A 14,451-nucleotide genomic window follows, 5' to 3' on the forward strand; every position below is an offset into this window, starting at 1 on the left:
CGGGCGTGACGGACGCCGCTCCCCCCGCAGACCCTGCGGACCTCTCCCTCGACCAGGCCCGCGACGAGTCCGTGCGGCTGGTCGAGCTGATCCTCCAGGCCCGCGACGCGTACTACGGACGCGATACCGTCGTCGTCGACGACGCCACGTACGACCATTGGATGCAGCGCCTCGAGGCGATCGAACGGCTGCACCCCGAACTGCAGGGACAGGACTCGCCGACACTGTCGGTGGGCGCGGCATCGGGCTCCCTGTTCGCACCCGTCGAACACGCGGAGCGCATGCTGAGCCTGGACAACGTCTTCAGCGATGACGAGTTCCTGGCGTGGGCGGCGAAGGTGGAGCGGGATGCCGGGCGGCCGGTGCACTATCTGTGCGAGCTGAAGATCGACGGCTTGGCTCTCTCGCTGCGCTACGAGCACGGACGACTCGTGTCGGCCGCGACCCGTGGCGACGGCCGTGTCGGCGAGGACGTCACCGAGAATGTACGGCGGGTCGGCGGCATCCCGTCCCGGCTTTCCGGGGAGGGGCACCCGGCGCTGGTCGAAGTGCGCGGTGAGGTGTTCTTCAACGTCGCGGACTTCGAATCGCTCAACGCCTACCAGGAGTCGATGGGCGATCGCGTGTTCGCGAATCCCCGCAATGCCGCGAGCGGATCGCTGCGGCAGAAGACCGAAGGCAAGAACGAGCGTCAACTGGACGCCGTCCACCAGCGCCTCTCGCGCCTGCGCATGACCGTGCACGGGATCGGCGCCTGGCCCGAGCCGCCCGTCGCCACGCAGAGCGAGGTGTACGCGCTGCTCGAGTCGTGGGGACTTCCGACGAGCCGGTACTTCTCGGTCGCCGGGTCCGCCGCGGAGGCTGACGAGTTCATCCGGCACTACGGCACCCACCGCCACGACGTCGAACACGAGATCGACGGCATCGTGGTCAAGGTCGACGAGCTGGCCCTGCACGATGAGCTCGGTGCGACCAGCCGCGCGCCGCGCTGGGCGATCGCCTACAAATATCCGCCCGAGCAGGTGAACACGAAGCTCCTGGACATCGTCGTCTCGGTCGGGCGGACCGGCCGCGCGACGCCCTTCGCGGTCATGGAGCCCGCGCGCGTCGCCGGCAGCGTGGTGCGTCAAGCCACCCTGCACAACCAGGAGGTCGTCAAGCTCAAGGGCGTGCTGATCGGCGACACCGTCGTGCTTCGCAAGGCGGGCGATGTGATCCCCGAGGTGCTGGGTCCGGTGGTCGAACTGCGCGACGGCACCGAGCGGGCGTTCGTCATGCCGACCGACTGCCCCGAGTGCGGTTTCCCCCTCGCCCCGGCCAAAGAAGGCGACATCGATCTCCGTTGCCCCAACGCACGATCCTGCCCGGCGCAGGTGCGTGGCCGGGTGGAGCACATCGGCTCCCGCGGCGCCCTCGACATCGAGGGCCTCGGTGAGGTGTCCGCGGCAGCGCTGACCCAGCCCGTGCGTCCGGAGACGCCGCCGCTCGTGACAGAGGCCGGGCTGTTCGAGCTGCGCGCCGAGGACCTGTTCCCCATCGACGTGGTCGTCCGCGATGCCGAGACGGGCCTGCCGCGGCTTCTCGAGGACGGCGCTCCCGACACCCGGTCTCCGTTCCGGCGGCAGCGCAAGAAGTCCGACCCGGCCTTCGACGCCGAGGGACCCTTCGACGGCGACGCCCGCTTCGTGCTCTCCGCCTCGGCGACGCAGCTGCTGGCGAACGTGCGGGCGGCCAAGACGAAGGAGCTCTGGCGGTTCCTCGTGGCGCTGAACGTGCGCCATGTCGGACCGGTCGCCGCGCGCGCTCTGGCCCAGTGGTTCGGTTCCGTGGATGCGATCCGCGCGGCCTCGCGCGACGAGCTGGCCGCCGTCGAAGGCGTGGGAGGGATCATCGCGGACGCGCTGCGCGAGTGGTTCGACGTGGACTGGCATGAGGAGATCGTCCGGCGGTGGGCGGCCGCCGGCGCACGGTTGAGCACCCCCGGCCACCCCGGGCCGGGCGGCGCCGTCGCCGCGGGCGGTGTGCTGGAGGGCCTCACGGTGGTCGCCCCCGGATCCCTCGAGGGCTACAGCCGCGAAGGCGCGCAGGAGGCCATCCTCGCAGCGGGCGGCAAGGCGGCCTCCAGCGTCTCGAAGAAGACGGACTTCGTCGCGGCGGGTCCGGGAGCCGGCTCCAAGCTCGCGAAGGCGGAAGAGCTCGGGGTTCGCATCATCGACGCCGCCCAGTTCCGCATCCTCGTCACCGAAGGACCGACGGCGCTGACCGCTCTCGATCCCGATGCGGGATGATCGAATCATGTCGCAATGGATCTACCGCATCGAGCCGACTCGTCCCGGCCTCGTCGGGTCGCGCACCGACGAGGAGTCCTCCGTCCTGGCCGAGCGAGCGGGCTACCTGCGGGCGTTGAAGGACGCCGGCATCCTCATCCTCGCCGGCCGCACGCGCGTCGAGGAGGGAGCGTTCGGCGTCACGGTCTTCGAGGCGCCCGACGAGGCGTCGGCGCGAGCCGTCATGCGGACCGATCCCGCGGTGTCGGCGGGCGTCATGCGCGCCGAACTGTACCCGTACGCCGTCGCTGGTTCGGGTGACGCGCTCGACGACTGACGCCGTCAGCCGCCGCTCGTCAGCTGCAGGAGCGAATCGCGGACCTGCCGCCGCAGCACCTTGCCGATGAGGGACTTCGGCAGCTCGTCGACGACGAAGATGCGCCGAGGAACCTTGTACGGGGTCAGGATGCCGCGCGCGAACGCTCGGATCGCCTCGGTGTCGGCCTCCGCCGCACCGGGCGCGAGCACGATGGCCGCCACGACCTCCTCGCCCGAGGTGGGACTGGGCAGCCCGACGACGGCGGCGTCCTCGACGAGCGGGTGCTGACGCAGTGCGATCTCGACTTCCGTCGGCGCGACGTTGAAACCGCCGGTGATGATGAGCTCTTTGATGCGGTCGACGATGCGCACGAAGCCGCCCTCGTCGACCGTCACGATGTCGCCGGTGCGGAACCAGCCGTCGACGAAGACCTTCGCGGTCTCCTCGGGCTTGCCGTAGTACCCGCCGAACACCTGCGGGCCCCGGACGATGAGCTCCCCGCGGCCGCCGGTCTCGACATCGGTCGTGGGATCCTCGGGATCGACCACCCGCAGCTCCGTCCCCGGCAACGGCAGGCCGACCGTCCCGGGCACGCGGTTGTCGGCGACCGGATTCGCCATGAGAACCGGCGAGCACTCGCTCAGCCCGTAGCCCTCGACGAGATAGCCGCCGGAGGCGGCCTCGAACGGCACGACGAGCTCGTGGGGAAGAGCCATCGCGCCCGAGATCGCGACCTGCGTGCCCGCCAGCGAGACACCCTTCTCGCGGGCGGCCGTGAGAAGGCGGTCGGCGATCGGCGGCACGAGCGGGAGGAAAGTGGCCGGGTGCTTCCGGGTGACCCCGAGCACCATGTCGGGGTCGAACCGGGGGAAGAGCACGAGAAGCGCGCCCATCGACATGGCGAACGTGAGGCAGAGCGTGAGGCCGTAGGCGTGGAACATCGGCAGCACGGCGTACACGACGCAGCCGTCGCCGCGGACGATCGAGGGCACCCACGCACGTGCCTGTGCGGCGTTCGCGAGCAGATTGCGATGGGTGAGGGAGGCGCCCTTGGGCGTGCCCGTCGTGCCGCTGGTGTACTGGATCAGGGCAAGATCGTGCGTCTCCGGCTTCGGGTGAGACTCCGGCAGGCGTGCCGAGCCGACGATCGACTCCCAGGTCACCGTGCCGCTCACGCGCTCGTGCAGTGCCGTGCGGGCCTCACGGGCCTTGGCGATGGGCAGCTTCAAGGCCATGCGGGTCCCCATCGGCATGGCCCTGGTGATGTCGACCGAGATCAACGAGGTCACGGCGATGTCGTCGGGGAAGTCCTGGATGAGTCCCACGACCTTCGTCCACACGATCGCGTGCCGCGCACCGTGGTCCTCGAACTGCTTGCGCATCTCCCGCGGGGTGTACAGCGGATTGTGCTCGACCACCACGGCGCCCAGTCGCAGGACCGCATAGAAGGCCACGATGTGCTGAGGGCAGTTCGGCAGCACGATCGCCACCGGGTCACCGGCTGTCACGCCCTGGTCGCGCAGTCCGGCGGCGGCGCGATCGATTGCCTCGTGAAGCTCTCGGTACGAGGTGGTCCGTCCGAAGAACTGCAGCGCGGGAGCGTCGGGATAGTCGCGAGCCGAGGCTTCGACGATGTCCACGAGCGATCCGGAGACGGGCGCGAGATCTTCGGGCACCCCCTCGGCGTAGCTGGCGATCCAAGGGCGTGGAGGCTCGTACGTCGTCACGAGCCCAGCCTATGCCTGGCCCCGCCCGCCCGCCGGGGGTCGCGTCGATGCCCAACTAGACTGCTGGAGTGTCTGAAATCACCCCCGATCTCGTGCGCCATCTCGGTGTGCTCGCCCGGATCCAGCTGAGCGACGAGGAGATCGAGCGCCTCACCGGTCAGCTCGATGTCATCGTCGACAACATCGCGAAGGTGTCGCAGGTGGCGACCCCGGATGTGCCGGCGACGAGCCACCCGATCCCGCTGCAGAACGTCTACCGGCCCGACGTCGTCGGGGAGACCCTCACGCTCGCCCAGGCGCTGCAGAACGCGCCGGATGCCGCGGACGGCCGCTTCCGCGTGACGGCGATCCTGGGGGAGGAGCAGTGAGCGCCGCCGAGCTGACCCGCCTGAGCGCTGCCGACCTCGCCGCCAAGCTCGCTTCGGGAGAGGTCTCCAGCGTCGAGGCGACGCAGGCGCACCTCGACCGCATCGCCGCGGTGGATGCCGACATCCACGCCTTCCTCCATGTCAGCGATCACGCAATCGAGGTGGCCGCCGACATCGACCGGCGCCGCCGCGCCGGTGAGGACCTGGGACCGGTCGCGGGCGTCCCGCTCGCGATCAAAGACGTCCTGGTCACGACGGACATGCCGTCCACGAGCGGTTCGCGCATTCTCGAGGGCTACATGTCGCCGTTCGATGCGACAGTCGTCGCCCGCTCCCGGACGGCCGGACTCGTGCCGCTCGGCAAGACGAACATGGACGAGTTCGCGATGGGCTCCTCGACCGAGCACTCCGCGTACGGACCGACCCACAATCCCTGGGACCTCGACCGGATTCCCGGAGGATCCGGCGGGGGGTCCGCTGCAGCGGTGGCCGCGTTCGAAGCGCCGCTGGCCCTGGGATCGGACACGGGCGGGTCCATCCGCCAGCCGGCGCACGTGACGGGCACCGTCGGACTCAAGCCCACCTACGGCGGGGTCAGCCGCTATGGGGCGATCGCCCTGGCCTCGAGCCTGGACCAGGTGGGCCCGGTGACGCGGACGGTGTTGGACGCCGGCCTGCTCCACGACGTCATCGGCGGGCACGACCCACGTGACTCGACCTCGCTCACGGATGCCTGGCCGTCCTTCGCCGAGGCGGCGCGGGAGGGCGCACGTGGAGACGTGCTGCGCGGGCTCAAGGTGGGTGTGATCACCGAGCTTCCCGACTCCGGTTTCCAGGCGGGCGTGTCCGCCTCCTTCCGCTCGGCACTGTCGGCGATGGAGGCTCAGGGTGCGGAGATCGTCGAGATCAGTGCCCCGCACTTCGAGTTCGGCGTGGCCGCGTACTATCTGATCCTGCCCGCCGAGGCCTCCAGCAACCTCGCGAAATTCGATTCGGTCCGCTTCGGGCTGCGCGTCACTCCCCACGGGACGCCCACCGTGGAGAACGTCATGGCCGCCACGCGCGATGCGGGCTTCGGCGACGAGGTCAAGCGCCGCATCATCCTCGGCACGTACGCCCTGTCGGCCGGCTACTACGACGCGTACTACGGCTCCGCTCAGAAGGTGCGCACCCTCATCCAGCGCGACTTCGACGCGGCGTTCGCACAGGTGGACGTGATCGCGACGCCGTCCGCTCCCACGACGGCGTTCCGCCTCGGAGAGAAGATCGACGATCCGATGCAGATGTACCTCAACGATGTGACGACCATTCCGGCGAACCTCGCCGGCGTCCCCGGCATCTCGATCCCTTCGGGCCTCGCCGAGGAGGACGGCCTGCCGGTCGGCATCCAGTTCCTCGCCCCTGCTCGGCAGGACGCGCGGCTCTACCGGGTCGGTGCGGCACTCGAGGCGCTGCTGATCGATTCCTGGGGCGGACCGCTGCTGGACCGGGCCCCCGTGCGCGGAGAGGTGGCCTGAGATGGCGAAAGAGAAGACTCTGGACTTCGACAAGGCGCTCGAGCTTTTCGAGCCGGTCCTCGGATTCGAGGTGCACGTCGAGCTCAACACCAAGACGAAGATGTTCTCCGCCGCACCGAACTCCTTCGGGCGTGAGCCGAACTCCGACCTCGCCCCCGTGGACCTCGGTCTTCCCGGTTCGCTTCCCGTGGTCAACGAACAGGCCGTGAGGTACTCGATCTCGCTCGGGCTCGCCCTGGGCTGTCAGATCGCTCCCTCGAGCCGCTTCGCACGGAAGAACTACTTCTACCCCGACCTCGGCAAGAACTACCAGATCTCCCAGTACGACGAGCCGATCGCGTTCGAAGGATCGGTCGAGGTCGAGCTGTCCGACGGCACTCGGGTGGTCGTTCCGATCGAGCGCGCACACATGGAAGAGGATGCCGGCAAGCTCACGCACGTCGGCGGCTCGACGGGCCGCATCCAAGGCGCCGAGTACTCTCTGGTCGACTACAACCGCGCCGGAGTTCCGCTCGTCGAGATCGTCACCAAACCCATCTACGGCGCGGAGCACCGCGCACCCGAGATCGCCAAGGCGTACGTGCAGACGATCCGCGACATCGTGCTGTCGCTCGGGATCTCCGACGCGAAGATGGAGCGCGGCAATCTGCGCTGCGACGCGAACGTCTCGCTGCGCCCCCGCGGTCAGGAGAAGCTGGGCACGCGCACCGAGACCAAGAACGTCAACTCGATGCGATCCGTCGAGCGCGCCGTGCGCTACGAGATCCAGCGCCAGGCGGCGATCCTCGCCGACGGCGGCACGATCACGCAGGAGACGCGGCACTGGCACGAGGACACCGGTACCACCTCGCCGGGGCGTCCCAAGTCCGACGCCGACGACTACCGCTACTTCCCCGAGCCGGACCTGCTTCCCGTCGTTCCGTCCGCGGAGCTGATCGAGGAGCTGCGGGCGGCGCTTCCGGAGCCGGCAGCGGCACGTCGCCGTCGGCTGAAGACCGAGTGGGGCTTCACGGACCTCGAGTTCCAGGATGCAGCCAACAACGGCATCCTGGCGGAGCTGGAGGCGACGATCGCGGCGGGCGCGACGCCCGCCGCAGCGCGCAAATGGTGGACGGGCGAGATCACCCGCCTCGCGAACGCGCAGGGTCGCGAGGCATCCGATCTGATCGCGCCGGCCGATGTGGCCGCCGTCCAGGCGCTGGTGGATGCGGGCACGCTGACGGACAAGCTCGCCCGGCAGGTGCTGGAAGGCGTGATCGCCGGCGAAGGGTCTCCGCAGGAGGTGATCGACGCCCGTGGTCTCGCGGTCGTCTCCGACGACGGCGCGCTGGTGGCGGCGATCGACGAGGCGCTGGCGGCACAGCCGGACGTTCTCGAGAAGATCCGCGACGGCAAGGTGCAGGCGGCCGGAGCGGTGATCGGTGCTGTCATGAAGGCCATGAGGGGCCAGGCCGACGCTGCGCGCGTGCGCGAGTTGGTGCTGGAGCGTGCCGGCCAGTAGCGGAAGGGATGTCGGTCGGTGCTGACATCATCGGTTCATGGGACGCGGTGACGGCACCGGTCGCCTCGTCTCCTCCGACGATGCGGACGACACCGGCACCGACATCCTGCACGTCGACATGGACGCGTTCTACGCATCCGTCGAGGTGCTCGATGACCCGTCGCTGCGCGGCAAGCCCGTCATCGTCGGCGGGTTCGAGGGCCGCGGCGTCGTCTCGAGCGCGTCCTACGAGGCGCGCAGATTCGGCGTCCGATCCGCGATGAACGTGGGGCAGGCGCTTCGGCTCTGCCCGACGGCGATCACTGTGCGCCCGAACTTCGAGCGCTACGCCGCCCTCTCGAAGGAGGTCATGCGGATCTTCCATGACGTCACGCCGCTAGTCGAGCCGCTCTCGATCGACGAAGCGTTCCTGGACGTCCGAGGTGCGCGGCGGCTGTGGGGGAGTCCCGGTGAGATCGCACGCACGCTGCGCCGGCGCGTGCGCGCCGAAACCGGGCTGACCTGCAGCATCGGCGTCGCGGCCACCAAGCACGTGGCGAAGATGGCCTCGACGATCAGCAAGCCGGACGGTCTTCTGATCGTGGCCGCCGCCGATACCGAGGCGTTCCTGCGCCCGCGATCGGTGCGGACCCTCTGGGGGATCGGGCCGAAATCCGCCGAGGCGCTCGAGGGACGCGGCATTCACACCGTCGCCGACATCCTCGACACTCCGCGATCGGTGCTCGAGCGATCTCTGGGCGCGGCGACGAGCGAGCGCATCTGGCATCTGGCACGAGGGCTCGATGCCCGCGTCGTCGACACCACGCGCGTCGAGAAGAGCGTCGGTCACGAGGAGACCTTCGATCTGGACATCGACGATGCCTCCACGCTCCGCTCGGAGCTGCGCCGCCTCGCCGACCGTGTGGGCGCCCGGCTGCGCACACACGGGTGGGAGGCGCGGACCATCTCGATCAAAGTGCGATTCGCCGACTTCACCACGATCAGCCGCTCGCAGACTCTGCCCGAGGCGACCGCGGTGGGCCAGCGCATCGGTCAGGCGGCGCTCGATCTGTTCGATGCGGTCGATCGCACGATGCCGGTGCGCCTGGTCGGTGTTCGGGCCGAGAAGCTGCGCGCAGCCGGGGTCGACGGTCCGGCGCTGTGGGATGACGACGAGGAATGGCGTCGTGTCGAAGGCGCGCTGGATGATGCCGCCGCCCGCTTCGGCAAAGGTGCGATCACACGAGCGACACTGCTCGGCGGCTCTCGCGGCGGCGAAGCGCTGCCGTCGCATCCGCGCCCCGAGAGCATGGATTGAGCAGGAACCCTCGCGCAGACCTGGGCAGTGCGGCCCCGGCCGGGTAGCGTGGAGGAATGCCCAACATCGCACTCGAACTCGGCAAGCAGTCCGCGACCTTCGGGGTCCACAGCGCCTATGGCGAGCAGATGGACGTCGGCGGCATCCAGATCGTCCCCGTCGCACTGGCGTGGACGGGATTCGGAGGCGGATCCGATGAGGCCGGCAACGGCGGCGGAGGCGGCGGCGGGTACTCGGTGCCGCTGGGCGCATACATCCGCAAGGGCGATTCGCTCACCTTCGAGCCGAACATCGTCTCGTTCCTCGCGGTCGCCATTCCGTTCGTGTGGGTCGCAGGTCGTGCGCTGAGCCGTGTCATCCGCGCCCTCAAGCGCTGACGCCGATCCGGTCTCGACGGCGCTCGGCGTCGCCGCCTCACATGTCCTGCAGGCGATCGTCGGGGTGGGCGCCGCCAACCCCGTGGTGCTGATCGACGGGCGCAGCGGGTCGGGGAAGACGTCGCTGGCGCGCGCGCTGGTGGCTCGATGGCCGATGCGCGGGCGTGTGCAGCTGGTCTCGATGGACTCCGTCTATCCGGGGTGGGACGGATTGGCGGACGGCGTCGAGACCGCGCGGGAGCTGATCCTGCGTCCGCACGCCCGAGGACTCATCGGCGTGTGGCAGCGGTGGGACTGGGAGATCTCCGCGCCCGCGGAGGCGCATGCCGTCGACCCCTCGCTGCCGTTGATCGTCGAAGGATCCGGCCTCCTCACGGCGGGGACGGCGCGTCTGGGAGACGTCCGGGTCTGGCTCGAGTCACCGGGTCCGTCGCGCATGCGCCGCGCGCTCGAGCGGGACGGCGACACCTATCGCCCGCACTGGAGCCGCTGGGCGCTGCAGGAGGACCGGCACCTCGAGCGGGACGAACCCACCCGGCGCGCGACCCACGTGTTCGCCATCCCGTGACGGCCTAGTCCTCCGACGCCGCCTGCACGATCCCGTCGAGCCGGTATCCGAGCCACTCGTAGATCCCGAACCGCGGGTCCTCGACGTCGTGGTCGTCCTCCGAGCGGATTCCGAGCCGCGTCGCCAGCACCAGGCGGATCGCCGCCAGGCACCGCAACCACGCCTGAACCGTCTCGGCGTCCAGTGCCAGCTCGACGAGCTCCATGAGGACCTCATCGTCGGCGGCGACGTCCTCGGGCAAGGAGGCGGCTGCACTGAGAGTGCTGAGGACGATCCCGGCGTCCTGGCGGCGGCGCTCGAGGAGGTCGCTCTCGGTGAGCTCGCGGAATTCCCGCGCCGCCGCGGGGTCGCCCGCGTAGGCGTCGGGTACCAGCCGCGCGATCGCCGGATCGCCGCCGGCACTGTCCGCGTCCTCGAGCAGCTCGGCGAACTGCGTCACGAGTCCGGCGAGATGGGCGGCCTCCATCCTCGTCAGCTCGAGCACCACGGTGCGGCGCGCGCTCACTGCGGCGCCTGCCGGATCGTCGCCCACAGCCCGTAGTCGTGCATCGCCTGCGCGTGCAGCTCCATCTGCTCGCGCGCGCCTTCCGCCACGATCGCATGACCGTCGTGGTGAACGGCGAGCATCAGCCGCTCCGCGTGGGAGCGTTCGAATCCGAAGTACTCGCGGAAGACGTGTGCGACGTAGCTCATGAGGTTGACCGGATCGTTCCACACGACGGTCTGCCAGGGCCGGAGGGGTGATTCCTCCCCGCGGGTTCCCACGCTCTCGTCGATATCAGGCTGCGCGAGCATCATGCCCACCCGAGTTCGTGCAGCCGGTGGTCATCGATGCCGTAGAAGTGGGCGATCTCGTGCACGAGGGTCGTGTGGACTTCGTCGCGGAGCTCCCTTTCGCTTCCGCACGTCGCCAGATGCGGTTCCCGATACAGGATGATCCGGTCGGGAAGCTCGCCCACACCGTAGCGGTCGCGTTCGGTGAGAGCCCAGCCGTCGTAGAGTCCCAGCAGGTCGAGAGTGCCGTCCTCAGGCCGATCCTCGACGACGAAGATCACGTTGTCCAAGCCGTCGACCATGTCGTCAGGGAGGCGATCGAGTTCGTCGGTGACGAGCGTCTCGAATGCCTCTGCATCCATGTCAATCATTGGGGTGAGTAACGGGGCTCGAACCCGCGACATCGGCCACCACAAGGCCGCGCTCTACCAACTGAGCTATACCCACCATGTCTCCCGCACGTGTCGGGCAACCCGAAAATTCTCTCATACTTCGGGCGCGTACGCCGAAACGGCCGCCGCCGCCGCGGCGCGTGCGCCATCACTGGTCGGCCCCGGCTCGGGGACGAACACCGCGGAGCGGTAGTAGGACAGTTCCAGGATCGATTCCCGGATGTCGGCCAGCGCGCGATGACCCCCGCCCTTCGCCGGAGCATGGATGTACGCGCGCGGATACCAGCGCCTGCTGAGCTCTTTGATGCTGGAGACGTCGACGTTGCGGTAGTGCAGCCAGCGGTCGACGCGAGGCATGTACTTGGCCAGGAACATCCTGTCGGTGCCGATCGTGTTGCCCGCCAGCGGAGCCTTTCCCTGCAGCGGAACGAATCGCTGGATGTACTCGAGCGCCTCGAACTCCGCCTCGGCCACGCTGACCCCGCCGGGGATCTCCGTGAGCAGTCCCGATTTCTCGTGCATGGCGGTGACGAAGTCGTTCATGTGCTCGAGCGCGGACGCATCCGGCTTGATGACGATCGAGAAGCCGGAATCGAGCGGGCGCAGCTCGAAATCGGTGACCACGACGGCGATCTCGACGAGCTCGTCGACCGCGAGGTCCAGACCCGTCATCTCGCAGTCGATCCACACGAGACGGTCGTTGTCCGAAGCTCCCACCATGGGCTCCATCCTAGTGACGGGGCTCGGACACGGACGTCCGCGGGGATGCCGCCTCGGCCCCCCCGGAGAGATTCGAACTCCCGACCAGCCGGGTAGAAACCGGACGCTCTTCCACTGAGCTACGGGGGGTGACCCGTATACGCTACCGGGCGCGCTCGTTCCCCCGGAACCGGTGTCGTCCACGCGGGGCCGTGAGCCCGACGCGCCACGACGGCACTGGCGGGAGCCGACGCGCGGGCGTAGCGTCGAGCGTGTCGGAAGGAGTTCGAAGATGAGCACGACCGAGACTCACCACGCCCTGTGGGTCGCATACGGCCCGTCCGGAGTGGCGGGCAGCATCCGCAAGGACGACGGCGGGTACACCGTGACGATGGCCGGAGCGCAAGCGCATGCGGGAACCTACCCGTCGATGGAGATCGCGAAGAGCGCACTGCACGCACGCATGCCCGCCGGCAGCGATTGGCCGCGGTTCCAAGAGCACTGAGCGGTTGTCAGTGGACGGCGTCCGCTGACGCCGGCGCTGCGCTGCTGTGCACGGAGCCTTTCGCGCGGCGGGTGTCCAGCAGCGGCAGCGCCACGTGGACAAGCGGTCCGATGAGGACCGCGAAGAGCACGGTGCCGATGCCGACCGTGCCGCCGAGCGTCCAGCCGACGGCGAGTACGGTCACTTCCACCGCCGCGCGGCACACCCAGATCGGCCATCCCAGGCGCGCGTGCAGGCCGGTCATCAGGCCGTCCCGTGGTCCCGGTCCGAACCGCGCACCGATGTACAGACCCGATGCGAGCGCGACCAGCAGGATGCCGGTCAGCAGCACGGCGACCTGCGCTCCGACACCGGAGACAGGGGGTATGAGCCAGAGCACGGCCTGCATGCTCGTACCCACGAGCAGGATGTTCGCGATGGTTCCCACGCCGGGCCGCTGGCGGAGCGGAATCCACAGGAGCAGAACGAGGAAGCCCACGATGTTGGTGACCCACCCGATGCCGATGCCGGTGTGCACCGAGATCCCCTGCGCGAAGACCGTCCACGGGTCCACGCCCAGTCCCGCCTCCACCGTCAGTGCGCAGCCGGCGCCGTAGAGCACGAGGCCGACGAGGAGCTGGAGGATGCGTCTGGGCATGTGACCATCCAATCTCATGATTGGCTCGCATGGAGCAGTCCAATTCACCTACTCTGGCTTCCATGGACTCTCGGATATCGGCCCGCGCCCTCTCCGCTGCGCTGGGCGGGTGGCGCACGCGCGAGCCGGCCTACGAGGCGCTGGCTGACGGCATCCGTCTGCTGTGCCTCGACAACCGGATCGCACCTCGTACCGCCCTGCCCGCGGAACGCGAGCTGTCGGCCGCGCTCCAGCTGAGCCGGAGCACGGTGGCGGCCGCCTACCGCAGCCTTCGCGACTCCGGTCATATATCCAGCACGCGTGGCTCGGGCAGCGTGACCCTGCCGCTCCGGCGCCGCGACCCGGAAGGAGCGACGACCACGGAAGACGCGATCGACCTGCAGCAGGCCAGCCCACCGGCATGGCCGGGACTGGCCGGGGTGATCAGCGAGGTGGCGCTGTCGGCGTCGACGATCGTTGCGCGGACGGGTTACGACGTTCTCGGGAGGAGCGAATTGCGCGAGGCGATTGCCGCCCGGTACAGCGCGCGCGGCATCCCGACCTCGCCCCACGAGATCGTCGTGACGACCGGGGCCCAGAGCGCGATCCACCTGCTCGCGAGCGTCCTGCTCAGCAGGGGCGACCGCGTGGTGATCGAGACGCCGACGTACCCGCACGCCGCGGACGCGCTGCGCCGCGCCGACGCGAGACTGGTCGGGGTGCCGGTGACCACGGCGGACGGCTGGGACCTCGACCGCGGCCAGCAGGCGTTCGCGCGCACGCTTCCCGTGCTGGCGTACCTCATGCCGGACTTCCAGAATCCCACGGGGCGATCCATGACCGCGGCGGAGCGCCACGGCGTGCTGCAGGCTGCCGAGCGGTCCGGCACGATCCTGGTGCTCGACGAGACCACGGCGGACCTGGACATCGATCGCGGCACCGTCGCTCCCGGTTTCATCGACGGCGACCCGTCACTCGTGGTCAGACTCGGCTCGCTCGGAAAGACGGTCTGGGGCGGGCTGCGGGTCGGCTGGATCCGGGCCGAGGCCGATCTCGTGCGACGCCTCGTCGCGGCGCGACCGGCCCATGATCTGGGGACACCGGAATTCGAGCAGGCCGTCGCGGCAGCGGCACTCGCGCAATACGACGCCGTCATCGCCCAGCGGTCGCATGTGCTGCGCGCAGGGCGCGACGCCCTGGTCGCGGCGCTGCGGGGATCCCTTCCGGAGTGGCGCATCCCGGACGTGCACGGCGGAGTCTCGCTCTGGATCGCGCTGGACGCCCCGCTGAGTTCGACGCTCGTCATGGATGTCCGATCGCGCGGCGTGCTGCTCTCGGCGGGACCGCGGTTCTCGGTGGACGGCGGTCATGATCGGCACCTGAGGATGCCCTTCACCGCCGCGCCGGAGGACCTCGTGCGGGCGGTGGGCGTCCTGGGCGAAGCGTGGCCTCGCGTACGCGGCGGTGCGCCGGTTGCCATGACCGAGCATCTGGACTCGGTCGTGTGAGCACCACCGGGGCCGG

16 protein-coding genes and 2 tRNA genes are annotated in these 14,451 nt (G+C 69.5%); 10 read left to right on the forward strand and 8 right to left on the reverse strand.

All coding sequences use genetic code 11. The features are described from left to right. Positions 1-5 precede the first annotated feature (5 nt). On the forward strand, positions 6-2,288 hold the full coding sequence (ligA, locus tag RWQ91_RS01110) for an NAD-dependent DNA ligase LigA (RefSeq protein ID WP_314501998.1): 2,283 nt from the start codon (positions 6-8) through the stop codon (positions 2,286-2,288). A 7-nt stretch (positions 2,289-2,295) separates the two neighbouring features. Further along, on the forward strand, positions 2,296-2,604 hold the full coding sequence (locus RWQ91_RS01115) for a YciI family protein (RefSeq protein WP_314502000.1): 309 nt from the start codon (positions 2,296-2,298) through the stop codon (positions 2,602-2,604). 5 nt (positions 2,605-2,609) lie between these two features. Here the strand turns inward: RWQ91_RS01115 and RWQ91_RS01120 are convergent, their stop codons facing one another. Further along, positions 2,610-4,313: a long-chain-fatty-acid--CoA ligase gene (locus tag RWQ91_RS01120; RefSeq protein WP_314502002.1), complete on the reverse strand. Its 1,704-nt coding sequence runs from the start codon at positions 4,311-4,313 to the stop codon at positions 2,610-2,612. A 68-nt stretch (positions 4,314-4,381) separates the two neighbouring features. On the opposite strand from RWQ91_RS01120, the gene gatC reads away from it, so the two are divergent. From gatC to RWQ91_RS01150, 6 genes are read left to right on the forward strand one after another with little or no spacing between them, the layout of a single operon-like run. Beyond that, on the forward strand, positions 4,382-4,681 hold the full coding sequence (gene gatC, locus RWQ91_RS01125; protein WP_314502004.1) for an Asp-tRNA(Asn)/Glu-tRNA(Gln) amidotransferase subunit GatC: 300 nt from the start codon (positions 4,382-4,384) through the stop codon (positions 4,679-4,681). Further along, positions 4,678-6,198, forward strand: a complete 1,521-nt coding sequence (gatA, locus tag RWQ91_RS01130) for an Asp-tRNA(Asn)/Glu-tRNA(Gln) amidotransferase subunit GatA (protein ID WP_314502006.1) — start codon at positions 4,678-4,680, stop codon at positions 6,196-6,198. Before gatC ends, gatA begins: the two co-directional genes overlap by 4 nt. A 1-nt stretch (position 6,199) precedes the next feature. After that, complete coding sequence (gatB, locus tag RWQ91_RS01135) at positions 6,200-7,699, forward strand: Asp-tRNA(Asn)/Glu-tRNA(Gln) amidotransferase subunit GatB (protein ID WP_314502009.1); 1,500 nt, start codon at positions 6,200-6,202, stop codon at positions 7,697-7,699. Positions 7,700-7,736: 37 nt separating this feature from the next. Next, positions 7,737-8,996 (forward strand): DNA polymerase IV, encoded by a 1,260-nt coding sequence (locus tag RWQ91_RS01140; protein ID WP_314502011.1) that lies wholly within the window; start codon positions 7,737-7,739, stop codon positions 8,994-8,996. 56 nt (positions 8,997-9,052) lie between these two features. Beyond that, on the forward strand, positions 9,053-9,373 hold the full coding sequence (locus RWQ91_RS01145; RefSeq protein WP_314502012.1) for a hypothetical protein: 321 nt from the start codon (positions 9,053-9,055) through the stop codon (positions 9,371-9,373). Continuing rightward, entirely contained in the window at positions 9,348-9,941 is a 594-nt protein-coding gene (locus tag RWQ91_RS01150; protein ID WP_314502013.1) for a hypothetical protein, read from the forward strand. The genes RWQ91_RS01145 and RWQ91_RS01150 overlap by 26 nt, the downstream gene beginning before the upstream one ends. Before the next feature lie 4 nt (positions 9,942-9,945). Here RWQ91_RS01150 and RWQ91_RS01155 read toward each other — a convergent pair whose 3' ends face one another. From RWQ91_RS01155 to RWQ91_RS01180, 6 genes are all read right to left on the reverse strand, one after another. Continuing rightward, the gene (locus RWQ91_RS01155; protein ID WP_314502015.1) at positions 9,946-10,446 is read right to left on the reverse strand and encodes a DUF2017 family protein; all 501 of its coding nucleotides are present in this window, start codon (positions 10,444-10,446) and stop codon (positions 9,946-9,948) included. Then, positions 10,443-10,745, reverse strand: coding sequence for an ATP-dependent Clp protease adapter ClpS (gene clpS / locus RWQ91_RS01160; protein WP_399545631.1), 303 nt, complete (start codon positions 10,743-10,745; stop codon positions 10,443-10,445). The genes RWQ91_RS01155 and clpS overlap by 4 nt, the downstream gene beginning before the upstream one ends. Continuing rightward, on the reverse strand, positions 10,736-11,086 hold the full coding sequence (locus RWQ91_RS01165) for a metallopeptidase family protein (RefSeq protein WP_314502017.1): 351 nt from the start codon (positions 11,084-11,086) through the stop codon (positions 10,736-10,738). Before RWQ91_RS01165 ends, clpS begins: the two co-directional genes overlap by 10 nt. Then, positions 11,087-11,162, reverse strand: a tRNA-His gene (locus RWQ91_RS01170). A 38-nt stretch (positions 11,163-11,200) separates the two neighbouring features. Further along, positions 11,201-11,827 carry an oligoribonuclease gene (orn, locus tag RWQ91_RS01175; RefSeq protein WP_314502019.1) on the reverse strand — a complete coding sequence of 209 codons (627 nt, stop codon included), beginning with the start codon at positions 11,825-11,827 and terminating at the stop codon, positions 11,201-11,203. A 57-nt stretch (positions 11,828-11,884) separates the two neighbouring features. Then, positions 11,885-11,956, reverse strand: a tRNA-Arg gene (locus RWQ91_RS01180). A gap of 142 nt (positions 11,957-12,098) precedes the next feature. On the opposite strand from RWQ91_RS01180, the gene RWQ91_RS01185 reads away from it, so the two are divergent. Next, a complete protein-coding gene (locus tag RWQ91_RS01185) occupies positions 12,099-12,311 on the forward strand; it encodes a methyltransferase (protein WP_314502021.1) in 213 nt (70 codons plus the stop codon). 7 nt (positions 12,312-12,318) lie between these two features. On the opposite strand, the gene RWQ91_RS01190 is transcribed toward RWQ91_RS01185, so the two are convergent. Beyond that, the gene (locus RWQ91_RS01190) at positions 12,319-12,948 is read right to left on the reverse strand and encodes a hypothetical protein (RefSeq protein WP_314502023.1); all 630 of its coding nucleotides are present in this window, start codon (positions 12,946-12,948) and stop codon (positions 12,319-12,321) included. A 62-nt stretch (positions 12,949-13,010) separates the two neighbouring features. Between RWQ91_RS01190 and RWQ91_RS01195 the strand changes: the two genes are divergently transcribed. Beyond that, entirely contained in the window at positions 13,011-14,435 is a 1,425-nt protein-coding gene (locus tag RWQ91_RS01195) for a PLP-dependent aminotransferase family protein (protein WP_314502025.1), read from the forward strand. Positions 14,436-14,451: the final 16 nt, after the last annotated feature.

Origin of the sequence: uncultured Microbacterium sp. (assembly GCF_963524805.1) — a bacterium.
Classification (GTDB): domain Bacteria; phylum Actinomycetota; class Actinomycetes; order Actinomycetales; family Microbacteriaceae; genus Microbacterium.

What these genes read in the sequence shown, in the direction of transcription:
- RWQ91_RS01115 (WP_314502000.1), top strand. Translation starts at nt 2,296, where the DNA reads ATGTCGCAATGGATCTACCGCATCGAGCCGACTCGTCCCGGCCTCGTC.
- gatB (WP_314502009.1), top strand. Translation starts at nt 6,200, where the DNA reads ATGGCGAAAGAGAAGACTCTGGACTTCGACAAGGCGCTCGAGCTTTTC.
- RWQ91_RS01140 (WP_314502011.1), top strand. Translation starts at nt 7,737, where the DNA reads ATGGGACGCGGTGACGGCACCGGTCGCCTCGTCTCCTCCGACGATGCG.
- RWQ91_RS01145 (WP_314502012.1), top strand. Translation starts at nt 9,053, where the DNA reads ATGCCCAACATCGCACTCGAACTCGGCAAGCAGTCCGCGACCTTCGGG.
- RWQ91_RS01165 (WP_314502017.1), bottom strand. Translation starts at nt 11,086, where the DNA reads ATGATTGACATGGATGCAGAGGCATTCGAGACGCTCGTCACCGACGAA.
- orn (WP_314502019.1), bottom strand. Translation starts at nt 11,827, where the DNA reads ATGGTGGGAGCTTCGGACAACGACCGTCTCGTGTGGATCGACTGCGAG.
- RWQ91_RS01185 (WP_314502021.1), top strand. Translation starts at nt 12,099, where the DNA reads ATGAGCACGACCGAGACTCACCACGCCCTGTGGGTCGCATACGGCCCG.
- RWQ91_RS01190 (WP_314502023.1), bottom strand. Translation starts at nt 12,948, where the DNA reads ATGCCCAGACGCATCCTCCAGCTCCTCGTCGGCCTCGTGCTCTACGGC.
- RWQ91_RS01195 (WP_314502025.1), top strand. Translation starts at nt 13,011, where the DNA reads ATGGACTCTCGGATATCGGCCCGCGCCCTCTCCGCTGCGCTGGGCGGG.